We start from the raw sequence: 23,364 nt of genomic DNA on the forward strand, positions 1-23,364 counted from the left end.
GGGTAGTGGATTATTTGTTTGGTTTTATGCAGGTGTGCACGCAGTCGTGATCATCCATGTATCTCAAGGTTTTAAAATTGTTCCCTATTATCCAGAATGGGAAGCCAGTTGTTTCGAATAGTAGCGCTTTGAGATCAGTAGAGGACTCTAGTTTCCATGCGTGAGTTTTATTGTCGTGAACTATTAGAGTGGGATATTCAAGGTCGTCAAGTGTGTCAACTTTTTTCCATAATTCAGGATCATGCTTTTTTTCGGTGTTTTTCAAAAAATATGGATCCAGATTCTTCGCAGGAGGGGAGAAGAATGCGATCGTCAAATCGTTGATTAGGTTGGCTAGTTCAATTTCGTTTAGTTTTTTATTTGCTAGGTTCTGCTTTTCTAAGACAGAGTCGATTTCTTTTTCCAGGTAGTTCATTGCGGGTCTCCAATTCTCGCGCGTGATACAGGCACTGATTCTAATAAGATATGTCCTCTAACTGCGCCACCAGTTCCGCGTTTTCCCGACGTTTAGAAAAAGGGGACTAGTAAAAGGGGACAGATTTATTTTCTTTAACGAAAAATAAGCCTCTCCCTTTCTTTGGTTTGAAAAGGAGACGTATTTGTCTATTTTTTTCTGAGTTCAGTCTAGCGGGTACTCGCAGGTCCATGGAGGCGTAAATAGCTCGGAGTTTATATTGTTTTCATAAAGAAAAGAGTTTATTTCTTCCTCTGTTTCCATGGTTTTGCACTTTGTGATTGTCGTGTCGGTGGCGCCAATGCTGTCTCTTGTTTCGAGAAAGTGGATTGGGATGGTGAATTCTATAATGACGTATTTAGAATTTTTTGCATCCTCTAGAAACTTGTAGTAACTCTCTCTGGGGTGTCTATTTTCAAAATTTAAATGATAAACAGCGTAGATTGCGATCCATTTTCTAAGTGACTCATCCTGCGAAGGTAGTTCCTGCGCAATCTCTGTATATGATTTTGCTTCCAAACCCCACCAAACTTTTCTAGGGATAGTCTTCTGAGTGCTCATTTTTGTCCTTCAAATTGGTTTGGCCAATAGATTCTTATAACTTCCCCTTTCACAGGGTGAAGCTGAAAGTGTGGATAATCACCATGTGGGTCGCTAGGGTCGGATTATGAAAATTGGGCGGGTTTATAATTTTACTTGCGTAAAGCTACTTGCAATTATTGTTAATACAGGCTTTTGGTGCCAAGCGCAAAGAAAAGAGTAGTTTTTTGACTCTTTTTCTAAATCGTTCTTGTCAATAATTTTTATAAGTTCTGAGTCTTGCATTGAGGTTTCGGCTATTTCCTCACCTTTCGCACCTATACTCTGAAATGCAACAAGATTCTCAAATTTAAGTATCCAAACTTCTTCTTTACAATCTTTAAATTCTACAGAAAGTTTTCCTGGGCGGCTTGTTATTTTTGTATTGTGCCGTCAGGGACGGAAAAGATATTCATTTTACATTCCTGGATGCTTTTCACCATGTAGGAAGCCAGTTCTAAAAATAAATCCGTCCCGAATGGCATGAGATTCAGGGACGTCTGTTTCAATGTGGTCTAGTCCGCGACCTCTTCCTATCTGGTATTTTTCTTCAGCCTCTAGTTGGTTTTAGAGTAAAAGGGGCCAGATTTGATTGGTCCCCTTTGATTGTGTACGTGCTTTCAGAAGATCATCTTGCCATGTGTTTTTGGCTACGGTAAGGATTTCTTCAGACTAAAAGGCAACAACTAAATAGAAAAGGTGACGCCCATTAGCCGGTATCCAAGTCAAGGTTAATGGGTGTCCCATTTGACTAGCCCTTTGACTATTGACTTGATACCCGCTGATGGATGTCACCTTTGATGTTTTTTTACTAGCGGCTACTCTAGATAATAATTGAATTTGTCCTCCCATCCGAAGCCCACATCTTGTTGCTTTGTGCGTTCAAAAATCTTAATTATTTTATTGTATGAATCCCCCATGTTTTTTTTTGAGAGTTCAGAATTTTTCCATATTAAATCTATTGGGCGCTCCACGCCTGTGCTGAGTAGGTCCCATAAGGCGTTGAGGTTGTTTCCATAAAAATCTGTCACCGAAAAAGCAATGGCTATTTCTTTATGGAATTCTTGCTCTGATGAAATGGTTAAGCCATCAAGTGTAATTATCATTTAAAATCACTTCCACGTTCCAATAGAGCTAACGGTTTCATAATGGTCGCTAGTTATATAAAGAAGTCCATCGTCTGAATAAAGTAGTCTCGTTCCTGGTTGGTTGCTACGAGACATTGTATTGTTAAGACCTACATCAGCCTCATACCAAGTTCGACCAGGTGCTGAAGGAAGCACGTTTGTATCATTGTGGAAAACATCACCACCTAGCTGACCACCGGGAACACTATTGTTTAATGCCTTTCCAGGTTTCCATCCACTTTGCGCTGCTTGAGCCTTCGTGACATAGTTGCTTGGAAGCTGTCCAGTCGTTCGTAGGCTTTCGACTACAGGGTTAGCAGCTTCAGTCGTTTTTAGGTCTCGCTTCATTGCAGCGTATTTAGCGGCGTTATGAGCCGAGTTGTCGTATGGCTCTGGTCCATCGCACTCTTTACTCGCCAAACCCAACGGATCCACCCACCCCGTAGGGTTAGGCACGTACTGGTAGTTGTTCAACCCACCCGCAAGCTTGATCGGATCCGGAGTCAGAAACCGTCCAGTCCCCGGATTGTAGTAGCGGTGCCGGTTGTAATGTAACCCCGTCTCAACATCGAAATACTGACCCTGGAATCGCAACGGGTTGTCGATTTCGCTGACGTCCAACGCGGCAACGTTGCCGTAGGCGCGGTACTTCGCGGACCACATGATTTCGCCGCTGTAGTCGGTGAGTTCCTGTGGTGTGCCCAGATGATCGAGCTGGTAATAGAACGGCGTTGCCTTGCGCGGACCTTCGCCGTCGAGCATGGCCAGCGGGCGGAAGCTGCCGGGTTCGTAGATGTAGGTGCGATAACGGTTGTCCGCGCTTTCGGCGATCAGGCGTTCGCCTTGCCACAGAAACTCGGTGGTTTGGCCATCGACGGTTTTCTCGATGCGGCGACCGAAAGCATCGTACTTGTAGGACGCGGTGCTGCCACCCGGCAGGCTGACGCCGATCAGTCGGTGCTGGCAGTCGTAGCGATATTCAGTGACGAGTTTCTGGCCGGTTCCGCGACGCTCGCGGATCAGGTTGCCATAGGCGTCGTAGTCGTAGTGGCGGTCGCCTTGCATCAGCAGGCGGTTGCCTTTGACGTTGGCGAGGTTGGCGGTGCCTTCGTTGTTCTGGCCGAGCAGGTTGCCGGCCGGGTCGTGGGCGAAGGTTTCCGGTGTCGCGCCACGCACGCTGATCAAGCGATCGAGTGGGTCGTAGTGGTAGCTGCGGCTGCCTTTGCGGCTGTCGTCGATACCGGCGAGGTTGCCGTTTGCGTCGTAGTTGTAGCGGCGCTGGAACAGGTTTTTCTCGCGCTGGCTGACGCTGTGGGCCTGCAGGCGACCTTGTTCGTCGTACTGGTATTGGCTGAGCAGCAGGCCTTGCTGGCGTTGCTGTTCGCGACCACCGCTGAACTGGTGAGACGTCAGGCGCGAGCCATTGAGATCGATGCCGCTGAGCATACCGCCGGGTTGGTGGCGGTAGTCGAGTTTGCTGCCATCGGGCAGGCGGCAGTGCTTGAGCTGGCCGACGCTGTCGTACTCATAACGCAAGGTGCCCCAGCCCTGATGTTCGGTGACGAGGCGATCTTGCAGGTCGTATTCGTAGGCGAGCGGCCAGTGTCCGTCGTCGACGTTGACCAGGCGGCCGAGGGCGTCGTAGCTGTAGTGGATTTCTTCGCCATCGGGAAGCGTCTTCACCAGAAGCCTGCCAGCCGCATCACGTTGGTATTCAGTCACCAACTCGCTGCCGTCATCGCCGAATTCGGTTTTCTTCAGCAACTGGCCATTGAGGTCGTACTCGTATGCAGTGCGACGACCGTCGAAGCCGGTTTCCTGCTGGATAAGGCCGTTCGAGTAGTAGTCGAGTTTGTAATGCTCACCACGTTCGTTTTCGATCTCGGTCAACAACAGGCGCGAGTTGTCGTAGCGGTAGCGCAGCTGGCTGCCGTCAGGATTGATGCGACGGCTGACAAGGTGCAGGTTGTCGGCATATTCGTAACGGGTGACGCGGCCGAGTTCGTCGCGTTCGGCAGTGACATTGCCGTAGGCGTTGTAGGTGAACGCGCGCGTTGCGCCGCCCGGCAAGATAATTTGTGTGAGGCGGTTGGCGGTATCCCACTGATATTGGGTGATGGCACCTGATTCTTCTTGCCGAGTTATCTGTCGGCCCAACGCATCGTAGCGATATTTGCGTTGGCCACCGTCGGGCAGGCGCTCCTCAAGCAATTGACCGAGGTTGTTCCAGCCCAGTTGGTGGCGGCTGCCATCCGGGTGACGGATCTCCAGCAGACGTCCTTGACGGTCGTAGCTGTAGAACGTCGAATTTCCGTCCGGGTCGATTTGCTGAGTGACATCACCCTGTCTGTTGCGTTGATACTTCCAGCTGGCTTTGCCACGGTGAACATCGCTGACGAATCCGTTGCTGTATTCGTACGTGGTGGCTTCATCTTCAGGAGGGATGACAGCGGTCATCAATCCATCATCGTCGTACCGATATTCGGTCACGGCACCGAGAGGATCCTTTTCCGCGACCAATTGGCCTTTGTCGTTATAGGCCTTGAGGTGCTCGGCACCATCCGGATCGATCTTGCTGATCAGTCGCGCCTGGTCGTCGTGGGTGTAAACCTCTTCGCTGCCATCGGCGTTGGTAACGGTCACGCTGCCTTTGTCATCCCAGACGTAGTGCGCGTCCATCTGCGAGAAGTTTGCCCAGTGATGGATGCATCGAGCCAGTTTGCCTTCGTTCTCCCACTCCCAGAAGAAGCTCGCGCCGCCGGCCAGTTGCCGCTCCAGAATCACGTGTTGAGCGTTGTAGCGATAACGCTCGGCTTCCCCGGCGGCGTTCTTTGCTTCAATCAACCGGTGTTGCGCGTCATAGGTGTAGGTGACCAGTGTCTGGACGGTGTGCCAGGCATCCTCAAGATTGTCCGCTGGAAGAAACTGCTGATAGTCGACAGCCACAATATGTTTGCGGTCGTAGCGCAAAAGCAGCGAACGACCGGCGCCGTTGTCGAGGCGTTTTATACGGCCATGTATGTCCCGGGTAATGTGAAGGCGATTGCCATAGCTGTCGCTGATAGCGATCAGGGTTGCGCCTTTGCTGTTGAAGCGGAAGTGGTAGAACGATGGGCGTTTGCCTGCTTGGGCTAGTACCAGTTCGGACGGGTCATCGCCGAGGAAAATGGCTGCACGCGAGAGGCTGTTGGTGATCGCCGGGCGTTGCTCGCTTGGAAGCGGGAACGGTGTTGAGCGGTTTTCGTGGTCGGTCCAGATGACCTCATCGCCCACGATTTCGATGCGGTGGGCAAGGGCGTGACTCCAGCCGTAGCCCAGGCCACAGTCGATTTCCACGGCGCTGGTTCTGTACAGGCGCGTCCATTCAAACGGCAGCAAGCCATCAAGTTGGCCATCTGTCAGCGTCAGCAGTTCTTCGCCGGTGACCATCGAGACCGGGCATCCGTTGGTGCAGGTTTCCGAGGCCGGCTCGGCACTTTTTTCTGCGGGCGACTTTGCCTGTCGGGATACATCGTCTCCCGCTTTTCCTCTACCTAGAGTCGCATTTCTCTTTCCATCAAACCTCAGTTCAGAAATACCATTTCTTACCTTCGCCGTAACCCCACGCGCCGCAACAGCGGTGTACTTCGCGACATACTCCATAAAACCATTGATGATATTGAACAGCGACTTCACGAAGCTGGTGACAGCATTGATGACAAGCTCACCGTACTTCTTCAGTCGGGCGGCGAGGTAGATAACCCCTGTGCCTTCAGCCGCAATGGTCAGGACCACGCCAATCACGATGTCGATCGCGATGCCGACGACAATGGCCGTGGTCATCTTCGCAACGTCGCCGGCCATTTTCATTGGCGGCAAGCCTGCCAACCAGATCACGGCACTGCGTACCAGCAGGAACAAAGCGGCTTCGTCGCTGGCCAGCAACATGGCTTTTTTCATGATGTCTGGCGAACTTTCGGCGACTTTGATCAGGTCCTGGACGCCGGCACCGAGATCTTTTGCAAACTTCTTGGGGTCTTGCAGAATGTCGAGCACCAGACTGATGCCATCCCACACGCCTTTGATGGCCTCCCAGCCACCTTCAAGAATGCCGTTGCCGATCGCCATCGCTGTGCCCGAGGCCGACAGATTCGACCATTGCGGCTTGAACCCGGCCCACTCCTTGCGCAGGAAACCTTCAAGGTCTGCTGTTACGCCGCTATAGGAGCTAAACAGAGCGTCGATCTGCGCAGGCGTCACTTCGTTGTGAACACGGATTTTGTAAAACTTGCCGGGAATTCCGCCGGTCCAGCTGGCCTTGCCTTGCTGATCGAGTTTGACCTTGCTGACTGCACCACCTTCCACTGCGACGATCTCGACTTCGATATCGCCGATGGGAATGTCATAAACCGATTCGAATTTACTTTCGATCAGCAGCGGTCCCTTCAACGGGCATTGAGCCACGTTCGAAGAGAAGTCGCCGTCGGTCATGCTCACCGACTTACTGGTGTTGCCAACCTTGATCACTCGCTCCATGCCCAGCAGGGAAGGCAGGTCGGCGGCCCGACTGGCCTTGTCGGCGGCTCTCGCGTACCAGGTCTTGGTCTGTTCCTGATACAGCTTCAAACTGTCCTTGAAGGTATTCAGTTGGTTGTCAACAAAGGCAACGCGATCCATCAGCCTTGCTCCAGAATCAGGTGGTTTAACAGTGCTTCTTTAAGGTTGTCCGGAGCATCCGGGCGACGTACGAAACGGGTGATTTTCAGTTTCAGATTGTTCTCGGGCCACGCGGTATAGAGGTCCGGGCGTGCTTCTTCGAGCCATTGCATCAAGTTGCCGACCAGCGTCGTCCGGTCTTCTTCCGCCAACTGATCCAGCAGCTTCTTCGGCACCTCCCACCACGGCCACTCCTTCACCTTCGGCACCACTCTCGGCCCGACTTCCAGGCTGCGGCCATTGATCAGATACCGCTCAAACACCGGCAGCACCTCCCCGGCGCTCTCACCCAACCCTTCAAGAATCGGATAGATATGCCGCCCATCCCAGAACCGGAAAAACACCTCGGTGCCGTCCGGCATTTTCACTTGGGTCAGGCTGCGCAGGTGTTCGAAGACTTCGTCGGGTTCGGAGCGGGAGACGGCCAGCCAGCCCCAGTCGAGGGCGTCGGTTTCGGTGATCCAGGGCAGGAAGGCCGAGTTGGCCTTGAGTTCGGCGACGTAGGGCATCACCGGTTGCCAGGTGGCGTAGGGCGTGCCGCCCCAGATGGGGATGGCCTGGACGGTGGGCTCGCTTTGGTAGAGGTTCTTGAGCGCGTCGGCATCGCTGGCGGCGCTGACGATCAGGTACAGGCGTTCGTCTTTTTTCAACGGCTGTTGTGCCAGCCAGTCCTTGGGTGTCAGTCGATTAGATGGCACAGGCACCTGCCTTGCATTTTTCGCATTCTTCACAGAACGGCGCATTACGCTTGAGCGTGTTGATCTGCGCCGGCGTCAGCACAGCCCCCGCCTTGTCAGCGTCGGCCTGTTTCAGCACGCCGGGCAGCAGCGGGGCGGCGCCGGAGCCGCTGCCCGGGCCACCGCCGGAGTTGATGTTGATCGCCGGCCCGCTCATGGTCACGCCGCCGCCATCGATCTTGATGAAGCTGCCGCCACCGACCAGCGTCAGCTCAGCCCCGGCCTCCAGCACGACTTTCATGCCGCTGCTCAGGTGGATTTCCTGGCCGGCGTCGATGAACTGGCCGGTGCCGATCTTGATGTGCTGGTTCACGCCCACGGTCAGGTGGTCGTTGGCCCGTGCTTCGACTTTGCGGTCTTCGTAGACGGTGTGGTGTTCCTCGGCCTTGAATTCCGTGTAGCTGTTCTTTTCCACGACGTCGTGGCGCTCGTTGCCGACGCGGATTTTCTGGTCGTGTTCGATGTTCTCGTCCCAGTCGCGCTGGGCGTGCAGGAAGATCTGTTCCTGGCCTTTCTTGTCTTCGATGCGCAGTTCGTTGAAGCCGCCGCCACCCATGGAGCTCAGGGTCTTGAAGGTGGTGCGGGTCTTGTTCGCCGGCAGGGCATAGGGGACGGTGTTTTCCTTGTGGTACAGGCAGCCGCTGATCAAAGGCTGGTCGGGGTCGCCTTCGAGGAAGGTGACCAGCACTTCCATGCCGATGCGCGGGATGGCGATGCCGCCGTACTGGGCGCCGGCCCAGGCGGAAGACACGCGCAGCCAGCAACTGGTCTTGTCGTCGGCCTGACCTTCGCGGTCCCAATGAAACTGGACTTTCACGCGACCGTATTCGTCGCAATGGATTTCCTGGCCTTTCGGGCCGGTGACCACGGCGCTCTGGCTGCCGAGGATGCGCGGTTTCGGGTGGCGCAGGGGCGGGCGGTTCGGCACGTCCCACGGGGTGGCCTGGAAGCGGTTGCGATAACCCTGATGGAAATCGTCTTTCAGCGCCGTGGTGTCACTGGTGACGGACTCTTCCAGCACTTGCGGCTGCTTGCCTTCGTGCAAGACCTCGGTGAGCAGCCACAGATCGTTCCACTTGGCCTTCGGGTGTTCCTTCAGCGCAAGGAAATGGCCGCTGACCAGCAACGGCTGATCGCTGCGACCCTCGGCGAGCTGGAAGTCGCTGCGATGGCGTTCGAGGGCGCGTTTGGCCAGATGCTTGCCGCGCTCGCGGTCGACGAAGCGGCCCGGATAGTCGTAATCCTCGAGGTCGGGCAGGGCGTCGCCACGGTTTTCGCTTTCGAGGGTGATGCGCGGTTTTTCGAAGTCATAGTCGCGGCGGGTGGTGCGGCTGGTGCGGGTTTCCAGGCGCAGGTCGAAGCGCTTGATCACCGGGGTGCTGGCGACCATGCCGGAGTCTTGCTGATAGGCCACCGGCGCCAGTTTGCGGAACACCGTCTGGTCATCGCCGAACACCAGCTTGTGGGCCGTGGTGCTGTGCTGGAAGTGGTAATGAATGCCTTCCTCTTCGCACAGGCGCTGGACGAAATGCAGGTCCGACTCGTCGTACTGCACGCAGTAGAGGCGATCGGGGTAGATCGAGCCGGTCTGGAAGGCGTAGGCGTTGCTCTGGATGCCGTGGTCTTCGAGGACCATGCCGATGATCTTCGGCACGCTGAGGTTCTGGAAGATCCGCTGGTTGACCCGGTGCGCCAGGTACGAAAGTTGCGGGCGCAGGGTCACGGAATAGCGCGTCAGGCGCTTGCCGGAGTCGCCTTGCGCGGCGCGGTAGATCAGGCCGTGAATTCCGCTGCCGTCGGGCGACAGCTGCAGGAAGGCCGGTTTGTGCAGCAGGGTTTCGAGGTCCAGCGACGGCTGCTCACTGACCAGCTCCACCTCGAAGGCAAATGGCTGGCTGACGGCTTCCCGACCGGTGACGGTATACACCTGGAAATCAACGGAAAGCCCTTCGATGGTCAGGGCAAAGTGGGTTTCATTGGCCGGCGCGAACATCCCTTGTTCCTCGTGCTGTACAGCGGCGTTCGTCGATGACCGTCAAGCGGATCAACGCACGCGAAATTCTGGAGGGGCGTAAACAACATCGACCAGCAGAGCTGGCCGATGCTTGCAACAGTCAGCCGTAATTAAACGACTGGAGCACGCCAGTCATCGGAACCCGAAGTACCGGATACTTCGTGGGTCCAGGTGATTTTGCGGTAGGTGAACTGCACTTCTTCCAGGTGGGTGAAGTGGGCGTTCGATGGGTCCTGGCAGTTGTGCATCTTGTTGTTGATGGCGACGATGATCGCGTCTTCCAGTTTGGTGGTGTAGTAGTGCTCTTGAGTACCTTGAGCCGAAGTGCGGTACCACTGGATGACGATTTCGCTCATGCGCTCGCCGGAGGTCAGGGCCGCTTGCAGCAGAGGCGAAGACTTGTCGTAGACCTTGGTGATGATCACTGGCTTGTGAACGCGCTGACCGGTTGGCTGACCGGACTGTGGGTCACGCGGGATGATCACGTCGTGGCTGAACGCCTGAACCATGACCTGGTCTTCGTGACCTTCCTGGTAGGTGTTGCCAACGGAGTCGGCGGTGAAAGCGCCGGCAGTGATCAGGCCTTGTTTTTCGCCGGTAACCGACATGTACGCTGGTGTTGCCATGGGAGGTGCTCCTTGCGGATAAAGTTAGGGTGCCCGGGAGGCGAAATCGCCCGGTGGGTGCCTGACTGTTATCAAGGAGCGTGCCAGGTTTTCAGAAGCCCCGTAAAACAAGGGGCGGGCGGGAGGTGTCGGCGGATTTCGATGAAAAGAACGCTGTTTCAGACAAAAAGTGCGCAAGAAGTTGCGCAGTGCTGCGCAACTTCTTGCGCACTTGGCTGGAGGCCTTGGTACGCAAGGCCTCCAGCGGTTCGAGAGGTCTTTTGAGGCGGGCGACTGCGCAACTTCTTGCGCAGTATGGCCAGGCGCCATTTCGTCGCTTATCGAGTCAACGCAGCGAGGCATTCTTCGATCGAGCGTCGCTGGGTTTCGGCATACAGCCCCAGCTCATCGATGGTCGAGCGTCCGAGGGCCTGTTCGAAGGACTGCCGGTTGGAATGTTCGCCATAGTGCGCCTGCGCCGCGTCGCCCAGGTTTGACTGAAAAATCCCCGCTGCACTGACCGGCAGGAAATCTTCGTACACCAGCGGTTCGGCTTTCACATACCCGTCGCGCAGCAGTCCTTCCAGCGAGACCTGGGCAGGACGACCCGCCGCAAGCCCTTTGTCCGTCACGAAATAGCGAAAATACGCCAATTCCTGCTCGCGCATGCCATCGAGGCTGTCCGGGAATTCGCTGAAGTGCTGCGCCATCAGCGCGTTGTAGCGCGAGGCATTGGCTTCATTGGGAAAGTCGCCCAGCTCATCTCGTGCTGCATTCAGCAGGCGGTCGTACAACGCCCGACCCTTGGGTGTCAGCGCTGCGCCCCGTTGTTCGATTTCGCCGAAGCGGGCGCTGTGGCTGCCACGGGTCTGCGTCTGGTCGGTGAAAGCGATCGGCTCGTCCAGCGCCTTGAAACTGGTCTGGCGCAGGAGGATCGGGTGTTGTCGACGAGGTGGCCCTTCAATGACCGCTTTCGGGGTGATGCCATGCAGCGGCATCTGCGCCTGAACAATGTCGATGTCCAGGGTGCGCGGGGTCAGGTGGTTGATGTGCGGGCCCTTGAACGCTACGACATCGGCGATCAGTCGATGCTGAGCACTGAGGGTCTGGTATTGCGCGGCGGTGACGGTCGCGCTGTGGTGCCAGCGAAAAGTCTCCAGCGCTTGCAGGACGAATTCCCCGGCTTCGGATTCATTGAGTCCGCCGACGGATTCGGCCTGTTCAATCAGGCGCAGCGCCTCTGACGTAAAGATCGAACGCTGATCCAGCACCGACCGGGCGAAGGCTCGCAGTTCGGGGTCTTCGATCAATTCCAGCCGCAGCAATGAGGTGAACACCCGGAACGGGCTGACCTGCAGCGCAGCTTCATGCACCGCACGGAATGCGGTGGAATGCACCGGCACCCCGGCGGGCGTCAAGTCGTAATAACCCACGGGTTGCATGCCCATCACCGCAAACAGGCGGGCGAGGGTGGCCAGCTCGGTGGCGGTGCCGACGCGGATTGCCCCGTGGCGTTCCATGTCCAGCCGTTCGATTTCGCCGGTGCTGTGCAATTGACTGGCGAGCTGCGGTTCGCGTGCGAGTACATCGCGATTGGTCTGCTCCACCAGTTCCATCAGGGCGCCGTACAGAGGCACCTCTTCGCGGTACATGTCGGACATCGCTTTGGAGAAGCGCTGGCGGATCAGGTCGGGGCTGACGAACGGCTGCACGGTCATGAAAAAAATTCCTGGCACGGTCACGTAAAGGATGGAGCAAAAGATCGCAGCCTTCGCTCACGCGGGCAAACGAAGAATCCTACGGACTTCATTCTGCCAACGACTGATCGTTTACCTGTCCGTGCGCGAATGTTCTCCGAGGAACTCCCGATACAAACGCGCCGTGTTCGACGGCTGTTCGACCATCGGCATATGACCGACCCCGTCCCACACATCCACCCGCAGATTGGTGATGCCTTTGCTCCACACCGGCACGCTGCTGACATCGATCAACCGGTCCTTGCGGCCCCACAGCAGCAGCGCCGGGCACTTGATGTCGGCCAGTCTGGGTTCCATCGGCGGACTGGCGCGGAAATCCCGGAAGATTTCTTCCAGTTCGTCCCGTTGTTGCTCGTAGCGCTGGGCAATGGCGTCCAGCACCAGGCCAGGCACCCATGGCGGTGAGGCCATGGTCATCGCATAGAAGTGTCGGAATTCTTCCCGGGAATTGATCAGGAACGGATTGTGCCCACGAGCCAGGTGACGCTCCATGTCGCTGGCCTCGGGCGCAGTGACGCCGGCCGGGTCGATCAGCGCCACCGAAGCGATACGCTCCGGGTAGGTCGCCGCCAGCCACGCGGCGATGTAACCGCCCATGGAGTTGCCGATCACGTGGACTTTCTCGACGCCGCAGACATCAAGCAACTGGATCATGCGCTTGGCCTGAAGCGGAATGTCGTAGCCGCCACCGGCCTTGAAGCCGGTTTCTCCGTGGCCGGCGATGTCCGGGATGATTACTCGGTACTGCCCGACAAAATGCCGGGCGAAGCGCAACCACAGGTTCTTTTCGGCGCTGAAGCCGTGCAGCATCAGAATGCTGCTGGACGCTTCATAGGGGCCGCCTTGCCAGGTCGAGACGGTCATTTCGGCGATCGGCACCTCGATCTTGTGCAAGCGATAGAGTCTGGCCTCCAGGGCCGTGCTCAGATCGTAGAGCCAGTGGCCGACCGCCGGGTAGCTCAACCAGCTCCAGGCCACGAAAACCGCGAGGGCGACAAACAGCAAGAGCATCGGACATCTTCCTTGTTCAAGACAGAATGTGGTCGGCCGGTTTCAGCCCACGGGTCAACCGGTAAAAGCTGAAACTGAAGCCGGGGAACATCGCGATCACATGACCGCTCCTGCTTTGATACCAACTGTGGCAGCCACCGGTTTTCCAGACCGTGCGCTCCATCTCCCGGTGAATCATCTGAGTGTAGGTACGTTCTGCTTCGGGGCGAACTTCGATGCTGCGCAGTCCTTTGGCTTGAACGGTGCGGATGCAGTCGAGGATGTAGTTCATCTGCGATTCGATGATGAACAGGGCCGAGGTGTGACCGATGCCGGTGTTCGGCCCGGTGACGATGAAAAGGTTGGGAAAGTCCGGCAGGCTGGTGCCGAGGTAGGCGCGGGGATACTGCGCCCAGACGTCCCGCAGTCTGATGCCGTTTTTTCCGCTGACCGGGTAGGAAATCACGCCATCGGTGGCGTCATAACCGGTTGACCAGACGATCAGATCGACATCGATGTGCTGGCCATCCGTGGTGATGATGCCGGTTTCGTCGAGTGCGGCGATGGCCTGTTCGCGACTGTGCAGCGTGACATTGGCGCGGGTCAGCGCCGGGTAATAGGTGTTGGAGAGCAACACCCTTTTGCAGCCGATGGTGAAGTCCGGTGTGAGTTTTCGCTGCAGTTCGGGATCGGCAACCTGGCGTTTGAGAAATTTCAGCGCCTGGTTCTGCACCATGTGAATCGCCGGCTTCGAATACTTGAAGGCGATGATCCGGGTTTCGAACTGCCAGTAGATCATCCAGCGCAACAGCTTCCAGGCCGGTTTCAGCCCCAGCAGCCAGCGCTGGAAACGTCCGAACTTTCGGTCGGGGCGTGGCAGTACCCAGTGGGGTGTCCGCTGAAAGACGTGCAAATGCGCAACATCCGCTGCAATCGTCGGAATCACTTGCACCGCACTGGCGCCGCTGCCGACGATGGCCACCCGTTTACCGCGATAGTCGTAGCTGTGATCCCAATGGTTTGTATGAAAGGTCTTGCCCTGAAAGCGATCCTGACCGGGGAAGTGCGGGACGACCGGCTGGCTCAACGGTCCGGTGGCATTGATCAGGAACTGCGCGTAGTAGGTGCCTTTGGTGCCGGTGTGTACGGCCCAGCGCTTTGCGCCGTCGTCCCATTCGATATGTTCGACATTGGCTTGCAGTTCCACCCGGTCGCGCAGGCCGAAGCGCTCGATCACCTGTTCGGTGTAGCGATGCAGCTCGGCCTGTGCGGCGAACATCTGTGTCCACGGGAAGGGCGCGAACGACAGCGAATACAGGGGCGACGGCACGTCCACCGCCGCGCCGGGGTAAGTGTTCTGGCACCAGGTGCCGCCGAAAAAGTCCCGCCGTTCCAGCAGGCGAAAATCGTCGATGCCGGCCTTGAGCAGGTTGACCGCCGCACACTGGCCACCAAAGCCGCTGCCGATGATCAACACTTGATAGCTCTGCATGGGGTTCCTTCTTGAAATTTTTTTTCCGTTTTCTTCCTTTCATGTATAGCCAACCATTTGCCTGACGTGTGCTGGAAGTGGCGCGGATCCGGCTTCGCTCTGGACAGGATGGGGGTCGCATCCGGTATGGAGCCCCGGGGCGATGTCAGGTACGGTTCAGTACCCGACACGAAACAAGGATTGATTCATGACGTTCAATTTCCCTCGTTCTCTGCTCGCCGCCGGCCTCGGCCTGACCCTCTCTTTGGCAGCCGCCGGGGCTTTCGCCGAACCGCATAAACAGGTGCTCGCCGAAGCCGAACAGTTCAAACCGCAAGCCCTGAAACTGCTGGAGCGGCTGGTCAACATCGATTCCGGTTCCGGCGATGAAAACGGCCTCAGACAAGTCAGCGAAATCGCCATCGACGAGCTGAAAAAGCTTGGAGCCACCATCGAGGTTGTGCCCAACACGCCGGAAAAGACCCACCACGTACTCGCCACGTTCAAAGGCACCGGCAAGGCAAAGATCCTGCTGATGGCGCACATGGACACCGTGTTCAAGGAAGGCTCCGCCGCCGAGCGACCGTTTCACATCAAGGACGGCCGCGCCTACGGCCCTGGGGTGATGGACGACAAGGGCGGCATCGTCGCCGGCATCTATGCGCTGAAAATCCTCAAGAACCTCGACTTCAAGGACTACGCGCAAATCACGTTCCTGCTCGACGCCAGCGAGGAAACCGGTTCGGACGTCGCCACCGACCTGATCAAGAAAACCGCCAAATTGCACGACGTGACGCTCAACCTTGAGCCGGGTCGTCCGGCGGATGGCCTGGTGGTTTGGCGCAAGGGCAGCGCCACCGCGCTGGTCGAAGTGAAGGGCAAGGCTGCCCATGCCGGCGTCGCACCGGAACTGGGGCGCAACGCGGCGATGGAGGCGGCGCACCAGATCCTGCAACTGGGCAAGCTCGGCGACGAAGCGAAGAAAACCACCATCAACTTCACCGTGCTCAAGGCGGGCGACCGCACCAATGTGATCCCGGATCAGGCCACCGCGAAAGCAGACGTGCGGGCAGCGGTGCCGGAAGAATTCGACCGGATCGAGAAGGATCTGGCGCGGGTGTCGCAGGACAAGTTGATCCCCGAGACTGAAGTGAAGACCACGCTGCAACGCGGCCTGCCGCCGATGCCGCAGACGGCGGAGTCGGATCGTTTGATGGCGATGGCTCAGGGGATTTATGGCGAGATCGGCCGCAAGTTGACCGAAGAAGGCAGCGGCGGGGCAGCGGATGCGAGCCTGTCGGCCGGGGTGGGTACGCCGACGCTGGATGGGTTCGGGATTGTTGGCGGCAACATTCACACGCCGGAAGAATATGCGGAGGTGGAAAGCGTGGCGCCGCGGATTTATCTGTTGTCGCGGATGATGATGGAGTTGGCGAAACAGTAACGGCAGCCAGCGGTTTCGCGGCGGGCGCCATGCGAGTGGACTCGTGATGGCGTCGGGCCGCTCTGCCTCTTTGTAACGTGGTGCGGGGTTACTCTTTGACGCTCATGTATTCCTTGGCCCAGAGGATGTATTCCTCAGGCTGGGTGTAGGTGTGGGTCAGTTCGGTGGCGCTCAGGTCCGAGGCCTGGGTGAAGATCTGCCGTTGTTCGCGCAGGCTGTCGTAAGTGGCCTTGATCGCGGCGAAGTAAGCACCGTGGCCGTCGATGGTCACGCGCACGCCCAGTTCGGCCAGGCGTTTGTCGTCGCGCAGCGCCGGGTTGCCGTAAGTGACGAGCATCAGCGGGACGGTCAGGTGTTCGGCGATCTGCTCGAGCTGGTCGAAGTCCTGGACGCCGACCATGCAGATGCCATCGGCGCCGGCAGCCTGATACTGCCGGGTGCGGCTGATGATTTCCTGGTTCGGCAGGATGCCGGCATTGGTCCGGGCGATGATTGCCATTTCCGAATCGACCCGTGCTTCCAGTGCCGCGCGAATCTTGCCGACGCCTTCGGCGACGGTGATCAGGTCGGTGGATTTACGGCCGAACTGGGCCGGCAGCAAGGTGTCTTCGATGGTCAGGGCGGCGACGCCGGCGCGCTCCAGTTCGACGATGGTGCGCATCACATTGAGCGCGTTGCCGTAGCCGTGGTCGGCGTCGGCGATCACCGGCAATTGGGCGACGCGGCCGATGCGGGTGGCCTGTTCGGCGAATTCACTGAGGGTGATCAGAGCAAAGTCCGGAGCGCCCAGCACCTGCAACGAGGCGACCGAGCCGCCGAGAATCCCGACTTCAAAACCCAGGTCAGCGGCGATGCGGGCGGACATCGGATCGAACACCGAGGCGGTGTGATAGCAGGTGTCGGAGGCCAGCAGCTGACGGAAGTTACGGCGCAAATCTTGATGAGAAAGCCTGGTCATACGAGTTCCACCAATACAAAGGAATGGAAAGGCTTGAGCAAAGGTGTCAACGCCGAAGGTGAAAAGGCTATCACGCCAATGGGTCAAGGATCATGACTAATTAACGAGGAAGTTAACCAGGAAAAACCTGTTCAGGCTTTCTTGTCGCAGGTTGGGGGGCTCAGGCCGCCACCGCCTGCTGCTGTTGATTGGGCAACGGCACCGCCCGCACCGAGTTGCCTGGCTGCAATTGCAGGCGCTTGGCGGTGAGGCGGTCGACCACCAGACTGCCGCCGACCCGACGCCCCGGCGCCACGGTGATGCGGCAGTTTTCCAGGCGCCGGTTGTGGATCAGCCACAGCGGCGCCTGGTCGTCCGGCGTGCCGATGCCCAGGCTCAGTTCCAGGCTGTCGCGCACGGTGCGGATGTTGTGGATCGGCGCCTCGATGACCGGGCCGCCGTCGAAGATATCGATATAACCCTTATGGGCAAAACCTTCGGCCTGAAGGATCTTCAGCGCCGGTTCGGTGTTGGGGTGGGCCTGACCGATCACCGCCTGGGCCTGTTCGGTAAGCAGACAGGTGTACAGCGGCTGGCGCGGCATCAGTTCGGCGATGAACGACTTGTTGCCCAATCCGGACAAATGGTCGGCGTGGCTGAAGTCCATCTGGAAGAAGTGCCGGCCCAGGCTGTCCCAGAACGGCGAGCAGCCTTGCTCGTCGGCACTTCCGCGCAGTTCGGCAATCATCTTCTCGCCGAACAGATGCGGGAATTCGGCGACGAACAGCAAACGCCCCAATGACAGCAGGCGGCCGTTGCTGCCGTGGCGCTGGTCGTGGCGCAGAAACAGCGAACACAGCTCCGATTGGCCCGTCAGTTCATTGTTGAGGAACAGCGTCGGAATCTGTCGCTGAATGCCAAGGTCCGGTGCCGAGCTGACGGTCAGACCGACCCGGTAGTTGTACCAGGGCTCGCGCAGACCCACGGCGCCGGTCAGGGCACTGACCCCGACCACTCGCTGCTCATCGTCTTCAAGTACGAACAGGTAATCGGCATCGGCGCGCTCGACCTGCTCGGCGAAGGCGCGTTGGGCCCAGCGTACCCGATGAAACAGGCGATCTTCATTGGCCGGCAGGGTGGTGAACCCGGGCCCGGCCTGCTGCACCAGCGTCATCAGGGCGGGCAGGTCGCTGACTTGGACCGGACGGACAATCATGCTGCAACTCCTTTTGCGCGCCTGCTCGGGCACTGTCGTGAAATACCGGCGCGGTTCACAGGGCGACCACCCGAACATTGCCGCCATGGCTGACCTTCAGCGCGGCACACATCGCCGGCGTCAACGCCAGGGGCTGGTCGGGCTGGTAATCCAGCTCGGCGACCGTTGCTCTGTATCCATGCAGCGCATCGTTACTCACCAGATAGCGACCACGTGCGTCGATCCGTGGTTCCTCCCGGACCGTGGCGACCCGACTGCCGGCAATCGAACGGATGTTGCCGGTGCGTGCGTACAGGGTCGGACCGGCATCGAACAGGTCGATGTAGCTGTTGGTTTCAAAACCTTCCCGTTCGAGGATATCGAAGGCTTCCTGGCCGTCGGGGTGTACCCGGCCGATGCACGCCTGCGCCGCTGGCGGCAGCATCGGCACGTAGATCGGGTATTGCGGCATCAGTTCGGCAAGAAACGTACGGCTCTGCAAGCCGCACAGGCGTTCGGCCTCGACGTAGGGCAGGTCGAAGAAGTGTTTGCCCAGCGCATCCCAGAACGGCGACTGCCCCTGTTCATCGCTGTAACCGACGATCTCGGTGATCACCGCTTCGGCGAAACGTGGCGCATGGGCGGCGATGAACATCAGGCGCGCCCGCGACAGCAATTCCGAGTACGGCGTGCGCACCAGCGCTGCGTCGATGTGAAAACCGCGCAGCAGCGTGTGTCCGCTCAGGTCATGGCACAGCGACAGTGCCGGCACGCCGTGTTCGATGTGCAGTTCCCGCGAAGCACTGGTGAAGTGGCGGTTGCGCAGGCTGTAGAACGGTTCGTTGAAGCCGGCAGTGGCGAGGATCTCCGAGCAGCCCACCAAGCGCTGGTGGTCCTGGTCTTCCAGTACGAAGAAGTAATTCTCCGGGCCCTGGGCCGAGGCGTTGCTGTCGAACGACGCGCAGGACGCGGCGATTTTCCCGCCCAGGTGTTCGCGGTCGTCCGGCAGGGACGTGACACCCACCAGGCTGTCCCGGGCCAGTTGTTGCAATTGAGGCAGGTCGGTAGGCTCGACTGGACGTAAGACCAGCATGGATGCACTCCTGTATCAAAAGGTTCGGCACATTCGCCGAACCTGACTATCACTGTCGGTTTCCACGCGTTAAAGCGGCGGTCGCCTGAATTCTTGTCAGACGCCGCCCTTTTTCTTGTCAGCCATTACTCGGGTCGGGCAGCGCGGTACTGGCGCCGAGCCTGTTCAGGAAGAACAGGTACACCAGACCCAGGGCGATCCAGATCAGGCCGAGTTTCTGCGCATCAACACCCATGTTGTACATGATGGCCGCGACGATGCCGAAGCCGATCACCGGGCAGATCAGGTGACGGATCACCTGGCCGGACTTCTGCCGGCGCCAGTAGTAATTGATCACGGTCAGGTGCAGCAGCATGAAGCCGCTCAGGGCGCCGAAGTTGACCAGCGAAGTCAGCGTGTCCACAGAGTTGATGAACAGGTAACAGATGACCAGCGACAGCACGGCCACCAGATAGATGCTCAGGTACGGCGTGTTGTGTTTTGGATGCACCCGGGCCAGCACTTTCGGCAGCTTGCCGTCGCGGGCCATGCCGAACAGCAGGCGCGAGACGGCGGCTTGCGAAGTGATCGCCACCGCGACGCCCCAGGCCAGGGCCGTGGCGACGCCGGTCAGGGTCGCCAGCCAGCTGCCGGCGGCGATTTCAGCGATTTCATAGAACGCGGTGTCGGCGGACTTGAAGCCCATGCCCGCTGCCAGATCGGTGGCGATCCAGGTCTGTACGACGAAAATCGCGCCCATCACCATCAGAGTGATCAGCGCTGCTTTGCCGACACTGCGGCCCGGATCGCCCTTGATCTCTTCGGCCAGTGTGGAGATAGCATCGAAACCGAGGAACGACAGCACCGCAATCGACACTGCTTGCATCAGCAGGGCGAAGTTGAAGGTTTGCGGGTGATACAGCGGCGCCAGGGTCAGCTGGCCGTTGCCGCCACCGTTGTGCAGAGCGTTCCAGGCGTAGAACAGGAAGATCCCCAGTACAACCAGCTGCGCCAGCAGGAACAGGATGTTCATGCGCGCGGTGAAGGTGATGCCGCGCAGGTTGACGAAGGTCGCGCTGACCAGGAACGCGAGAATGAAGCCGACTTTCGGGATGTCCGGATACAAATGGTTGAGCGCCATCGCTGCATAAACGTAAAGCAGCGGCGGAATCAGCAGGTAGTCGAGCAGCATCAGCCAGCCGGCGATGAAGCCGACGTGCTGGTTCAGGCCGCGTTGCGCGTAGGAATAGACCGAACCGGCAATCGGAAAGGCCCGGGCCATGCTGCCGTAGCTCAGCGCGGTGAAGATCATCGCCACCATGCCGATGATGTACGCCAGCGGCACCATTCCCGGTGCCTCGGCGTTGACGTAGCCATACACGCCGAACGGGGCGATGGGGATCATGAAGATCATCCCGTACACCACCAGGTCGGTCAGCGTCAGGCTACGTTTCAACTCCTGTTTGTAGCCGAACTCTTCTATTTCCATGAAGCGCAACTCCTTGTCAGCCAATCGTTCGTTTTAGTTGTTATGTCGGTCCGTCGTTTACAGCGTCAGCAGTTTTTACAGCCATGTTCAAAGCAGTGGAGCCAGATAATTTGCCCAGCGGGAAACCGCGTCCGGGCTGCGCAGCAGGTCGTTGCGCACCTCGATCAGTACCGAGTCGAGGCCCCGGGCATCGCCGTGCACCGGCACGGTCATGTCGCCCAGCGGGTCGATCCTGTACGGCTGGTTGCCGGCCACTTTCAGCGGATGCTGACCGAGCCCGTCGAGCAGGCGCTGGGCGTAGGCCTTTGCCTGGCCGAACAGCACGCCGGCTTCCAGTTCACGCGGCTGGCCGTAGTAAACCGGGGTGAAACTGTGAATCCCGACCACCCGCACTGGGCGGCCCTGGGCCAGACGCTTGTCGATCAACTGTTGCAGCCGTGCATGGAACGGCTTGAACAGGCACTGACGTCGGTATTCGCGGCTGGCTTCGTCGAGTTCGCGATTGCCGGGCACCTGATAGATCTCGCTCTGCGCCGGAATGCTGTCCGGGGCATGGCGGGGCCGGTTGAGGTCGATCAGCAGCCGTGAATAGTTGGCGCTCAGCAGCGTGGCGCCGATCGTTTCCGACAGTCGCTCGGCCAGCTCCAGCGCACCGATGTCCCAAGCGATGTGTTCACGCGCCGCCGCGTCATCCAGGCCCAGGTTGTTCAGGGCGTCGGGGATGTAGCGGCTGGCGTGCTCGCACACCAGAATCAGTGGGTGCGTCGAATCTTCGCGGATCAGGTTGTAGACCGGTCGGGTGTACAACCCAAGCTCGGTGGATTCAGTACAGGCGTGCATAGTGCTCACACAGGTCAGCGGGCGAGAGCTGTTCCGTCAGCGCCAGTTCCTCGGTTTTAAGGGCGAAATAGGTGTCGAGCAACGGCGCCGGCAGCGCCGCCGTCAGCGCTTCGCTGTGACGCAGGCAATCCAGCGCCTGAGCCAGTGAGGCGGGCAGGGCAACAATGCCCCGGGCCGCCCGTTGTTCTTGGTTGAGTGAATCGGGGACTTCATCGGTGATCGCGTTCAGCGCCAGACGCTGTTCGATGCCCAGACGTCCGGCGATCAGCAGCGCGGCCATCGCCAGGTGCGGCGAGGCGGTGGCGTCCATGGCGCGGAACTCCAGGTTGTATTGCCTGGCGACGGGTTTGTTGCCCAGGCTCACGGTCGGGCAGATGCGCAGCGCCGCTTCGCGGTTCTGCTGGCCCAGACAGGCGTACGACGCGCTCCAGTGGTGCGGCTGCAAGCGCTCGTAGGACACCGGCGTCGGTGCAGTGAACGCACACAGCGCCGGCAAATAATGCAGCACGCCAGCCGCCCAGTGCTGACCCAGGGTCGACAGGCCATTGCTGGTGCCGGCGTCATAGAGCATCGGCTGGCCCGCGAGGTCCAGCAGGCTGACGTGCAGGTGTACACCGTTGCACACCGCATCGGCGGCGGTCTTCGGTGCGAAGCTCAGATCCAGGCCCATCTGCCGGGCGATCTCGCGAGTGATCTCGCGCACGTTCACTGCACGATCCGCCGCCGCCACGCCGAGGGTCGGGCGGCAGGTGATTTCGTATTGATGCTTGCCGTATTCGGGCAGGAACATTTCCGGCTCGACACCGCCGGCGCGCAGGGCACTGAGCAGCCAGCCGCCGAACTCCGCGCCCTGGCGCTGGGACTCCAGCGAAAAGGCCAGGTGTTCGGCGAAGCCGGCGTGCAGGTTGAATTCGTGTTCGAACGCGGCGTTGACCTGCAAGCCGAGCTGATCGCGATAACGCTCGACTTCATCGCTCAGCAGCGTGCGCGGGCAGGCGCCCCACGGGCGTCCGTCGGTCTCGCGGATGTCGCCGTGGATGAAATCCAGCGCCGGGGCGGCGGCGTCCGGGCCGTTGCCGACGGTGACGCGGCTGGCCAGGTCGGGAATCAGCCGCAGATCGCCGTAAGCGCCCCATGGGTTGGCCGAGGCAATGATGTCCTGCGGGGTCAGCGCGCTGTTGGCCGGCACCCAGCCGCAACCGGCCGCCTGATAGTGTTCCAGTTCATCACTGGGAAACGAGCGGCCACGGGTGATGCCGATCAGGTCGGTGGTAACGATGGTGGTCATCGGCAGTGGCGACAGGCGTTCGCTCATGGCGTCATCTCCCGCAGACGACCGAGCACGGTGTCGGTGTCGGTGATCCAGCAGTAGCCCTTGATCGCGTTCAGGCAGGCGTCATGGCGTGCTTCGGTGTAGGTCGCGCAGGCATCCGCCACCAGCGTCACCAGATAGCCCCGGTCGGCGGCGTCGCGCACGGCCATGTCCACGCACTGGTCGGTGACGATGCCGGCGATAATCAGATGACGGGTTTGCAGATTGCGCAGCACATAGTCGATGTTGGTCGAGTTGAAGACCCCGGAAGAGGTCTTGGGCAGCACGATTTCGTTTTCTGCCGGGGTCAGTTCTGCGATGACCTGTGCCTGCGGGCTGCCCTTGGGCAGGTGCATATCCGACAGTTTGTGATCCAGCGAGCGGTCACGACCATCGGCGGTCAGGCTTTCGATCAGAGTGTGCAGTACATTCTGCCGCGCATCGCGGAAGGCGTTGAGCAGGCGCACCTGATTGGGCACCACTTGCGAGCGTGTGCGATGGAGGAAGTAAGCGGCGTCCGGGCCTTCGAGGTGCGGGTCGAACTGCGGCTCGAGCCAGGCACGCTGCATGTCCACCAGCAACAGCGCGGTGTGATCGGTGACAAACGGCAGGTCCCGTGGCGAGCGATGGGGAAGGCTGAACATCC

General features: G+C 58.9%; 18 protein-coding genes and 1 pseudogene. 1 reads left to right on the forward strand and 18 read right to left on the reverse strand.

The annotated features are described in order from the left end of the window. Nucleotides 1–10: 10 nt before the first annotated feature. From ACK6BI_RS16765 to ACK6BI_RS16815, 11 genes and pseudogenes are all read right to left on the reverse strand, one after another. On the reverse strand, nucleotides 11–415 hold the full coding sequence (locus ACK6BI_RS16765) for a hypothetical protein (RefSeq protein ID WP_409317920.1): 405 nt from the start codon (nucleotides 413–415) through the stop codon (nucleotides 11–13). Further along, nucleotides 412–498 (reverse strand): annotated as a pseudogene (locus ACK6BI_RS16770) (hypothetical protein); the annotation flags it as partial. The gene ACK6BI_RS16765 and the pseudogene ACK6BI_RS16770, both read right to left, overlap by 4 nt. 121 nt (nucleotides 499–619) lie before the next feature. Continuing rightward, nucleotides 620–1,015: a hypothetical protein gene (locus ACK6BI_RS16775; protein WP_409317921.1), complete on the reverse strand. Its 396-nt coding sequence runs from the start codon at nucleotides 1,013–1,015 to the stop codon at nucleotides 620–622. An 836-nt stretch (nucleotides 1,016–1,851) separates the two neighbouring features. Continuing rightward, nucleotides 1,852–2,139, reverse strand: a complete 288-nt coding sequence (locus ACK6BI_RS16780; RefSeq protein ID WP_409317922.1) for a barstar family protein — start codon at nucleotides 2,137–2,139, stop codon at nucleotides 1,852–1,854. Nucleotides 2,140–2,145: 6 nt separating this feature from the next. Then, nucleotides 2,146–6,816, reverse strand: a complete 4,671-nt coding sequence (locus ACK6BI_RS16785; RefSeq protein WP_409317923.1) for an RHS repeat-associated core domain-containing protein — start codon at nucleotides 6,814–6,816, stop codon at nucleotides 2,146–2,148. Continuing rightward, on the reverse strand, nucleotides 6,816–7,553 hold the full coding sequence (locus ACK6BI_RS16790; RefSeq protein ID WP_409317924.1) for a DUF4123 domain-containing protein: 738 nt from the start codon (nucleotides 7,551–7,553) through the stop codon (nucleotides 6,816–6,818). The genes ACK6BI_RS16785 and ACK6BI_RS16790 overlap by 1 nt, the downstream gene beginning before the upstream one ends. Then, nucleotides 7,543–9,585, reverse strand: a complete 2,043-nt coding sequence (gene tssI, locus ACK6BI_RS16795; RefSeq protein ID WP_409317925.1) for a type VI secretion system tip protein TssI/VgrG — start codon at nucleotides 9,583–9,585, stop codon at nucleotides 7,543–7,545. Before tssI ends, ACK6BI_RS16790 begins: the two co-directional genes overlap by 11 nt. 131 nt (nucleotides 9,586–9,716) lie before the next feature. Further along, nucleotides 9,717–10,232, reverse strand: coding sequence for an Hcp family type VI secretion system effector (locus ACK6BI_RS16800; RefSeq protein WP_065260407.1), 516 nt, complete (start codon nucleotides 10,230–10,232; stop codon nucleotides 9,717–9,719). A 317-nt stretch (nucleotides 10,233–10,549) separates the two neighbouring features. Further along, entirely contained in the window at nucleotides 10,550–11,929 is a 1,380-nt protein-coding gene (locus tag ACK6BI_RS16805; RefSeq protein ID WP_409317926.1) for a VOC family protein, read from the reverse strand. A gap of 111 nt (nucleotides 11,930–12,040) precedes the next feature. Further along, complete coding sequence (locus tag ACK6BI_RS16810; protein ID WP_409317927.1) at nucleotides 12,041–12,979, reverse strand: alpha/beta fold hydrolase; 939 nt, start codon at nucleotides 12,977–12,979, stop codon at nucleotides 12,041–12,043. A 16-nt stretch (nucleotides 12,980–12,995) separates the two neighbouring features. Continuing rightward, a complete protein-coding gene (locus ACK6BI_RS16815) occupies nucleotides 12,996–14,450 on the reverse strand; it encodes a flavin-containing monooxygenase (protein ID WP_409317928.1) in 1,455 nt (484 codons plus the stop codon). Nucleotides 14,451–14,637: 187 nt separating this feature from the next. Here ACK6BI_RS16815 and ACK6BI_RS16820 point away from each other — a divergent pair, with 187 nt between their 5' ends. Beyond that, on the forward strand, nucleotides 14,638–15,873 hold the full coding sequence (locus ACK6BI_RS16820) for a M20/M25/M40 family metallo-hydrolase (RefSeq protein WP_409317929.1): 1,236 nt from the start codon (nucleotides 14,638–14,640) through the stop codon (nucleotides 15,871–15,873). Nucleotides 15,874–15,961: 88 nt separating this feature from the next. On the opposite strand, the gene ACK6BI_RS16825 is transcribed toward ACK6BI_RS16820, so the two are convergent. The 7 genes from ACK6BI_RS16825 to ACK6BI_RS16855 form a co-directional block, all read right to left on the reverse strand. Next, on the reverse strand, nucleotides 15,962–16,831 hold the full coding sequence (locus ACK6BI_RS16825) for an oxaloacetate decarboxylase (protein WP_221733829.1): 870 nt from the start codon (nucleotides 16,829–16,831) through the stop codon (nucleotides 15,962–15,964). A 160-nt stretch (nucleotides 16,832–16,991) separates the two neighbouring features. Continuing rightward, nucleotides 16,992–18,026, reverse strand: coding sequence for an arginine N-succinyltransferase (gene astA / locus ACK6BI_RS16830; protein WP_409317930.1), 1,035 nt, complete (start codon nucleotides 18,024–18,026; stop codon nucleotides 16,992–16,994). Between the two features lie 55 nt (nucleotides 18,027–18,081). Continuing rightward, nucleotides 18,082–19,098 (reverse strand): arginine N-succinyltransferase, encoded by a 1,017-nt coding sequence (locus tag ACK6BI_RS16835; protein ID WP_409317931.1) that lies wholly within the window; start codon nucleotides 19,096–19,098, stop codon nucleotides 18,082–18,084. A gap of 118 nt (nucleotides 19,099–19,216) precedes the next feature. Next, nucleotides 19,217–20,566 (reverse strand): APC family permease, encoded by a 1,350-nt coding sequence (locus ACK6BI_RS16840; protein WP_409317932.1) that lies wholly within the window; start codon nucleotides 20,564–20,566, stop codon nucleotides 19,217–19,219. Between the two features lie 87 nt (nucleotides 20,567–20,653). Then, the gene (locus tag ACK6BI_RS16845; RefSeq protein WP_409317933.1) at nucleotides 20,654–21,406 is read right to left on the reverse strand and encodes an N-formylglutamate amidohydrolase; all 753 of its coding nucleotides are present in this window, start codon (nucleotides 21,404–21,406) and stop codon (nucleotides 20,654–20,656) included. Continuing rightward, entirely contained in the window at nucleotides 21,390–22,721 is a 1,332-nt protein-coding gene (locus ACK6BI_RS16850; RefSeq protein ID WP_409317934.1) for a glutamine synthetase, read from the reverse strand. Before ACK6BI_RS16850 ends, ACK6BI_RS16845 begins: the two co-directional genes overlap by 17 nt. Continuing rightward, on the reverse strand, nucleotides 22,718–23,362 hold the full coding sequence (locus ACK6BI_RS16855) for an isochorismatase family cysteine hydrolase (protein WP_409317935.1): 645 nt from the start codon (nucleotides 23,360–23,362) through the stop codon (nucleotides 22,718–22,720). The genes ACK6BI_RS16850 and ACK6BI_RS16855 overlap by 4 nt, the downstream gene beginning before the upstream one ends. Between the last annotated feature and the right edge of the window lie 2 nt (nucleotides 23,363–23,364).

Origin of the sequence: Pseudomonas sp. KCJK9016 (assembly GCF_046231795.1) — a bacterium.
Taxonomy (GTDB): domain Bacteria; phylum Pseudomonadota; class Gammaproteobacteria; order Pseudomonadales; family Pseudomonadaceae; genus Aquipseudomonas; species Aquipseudomonas bananamidigenes.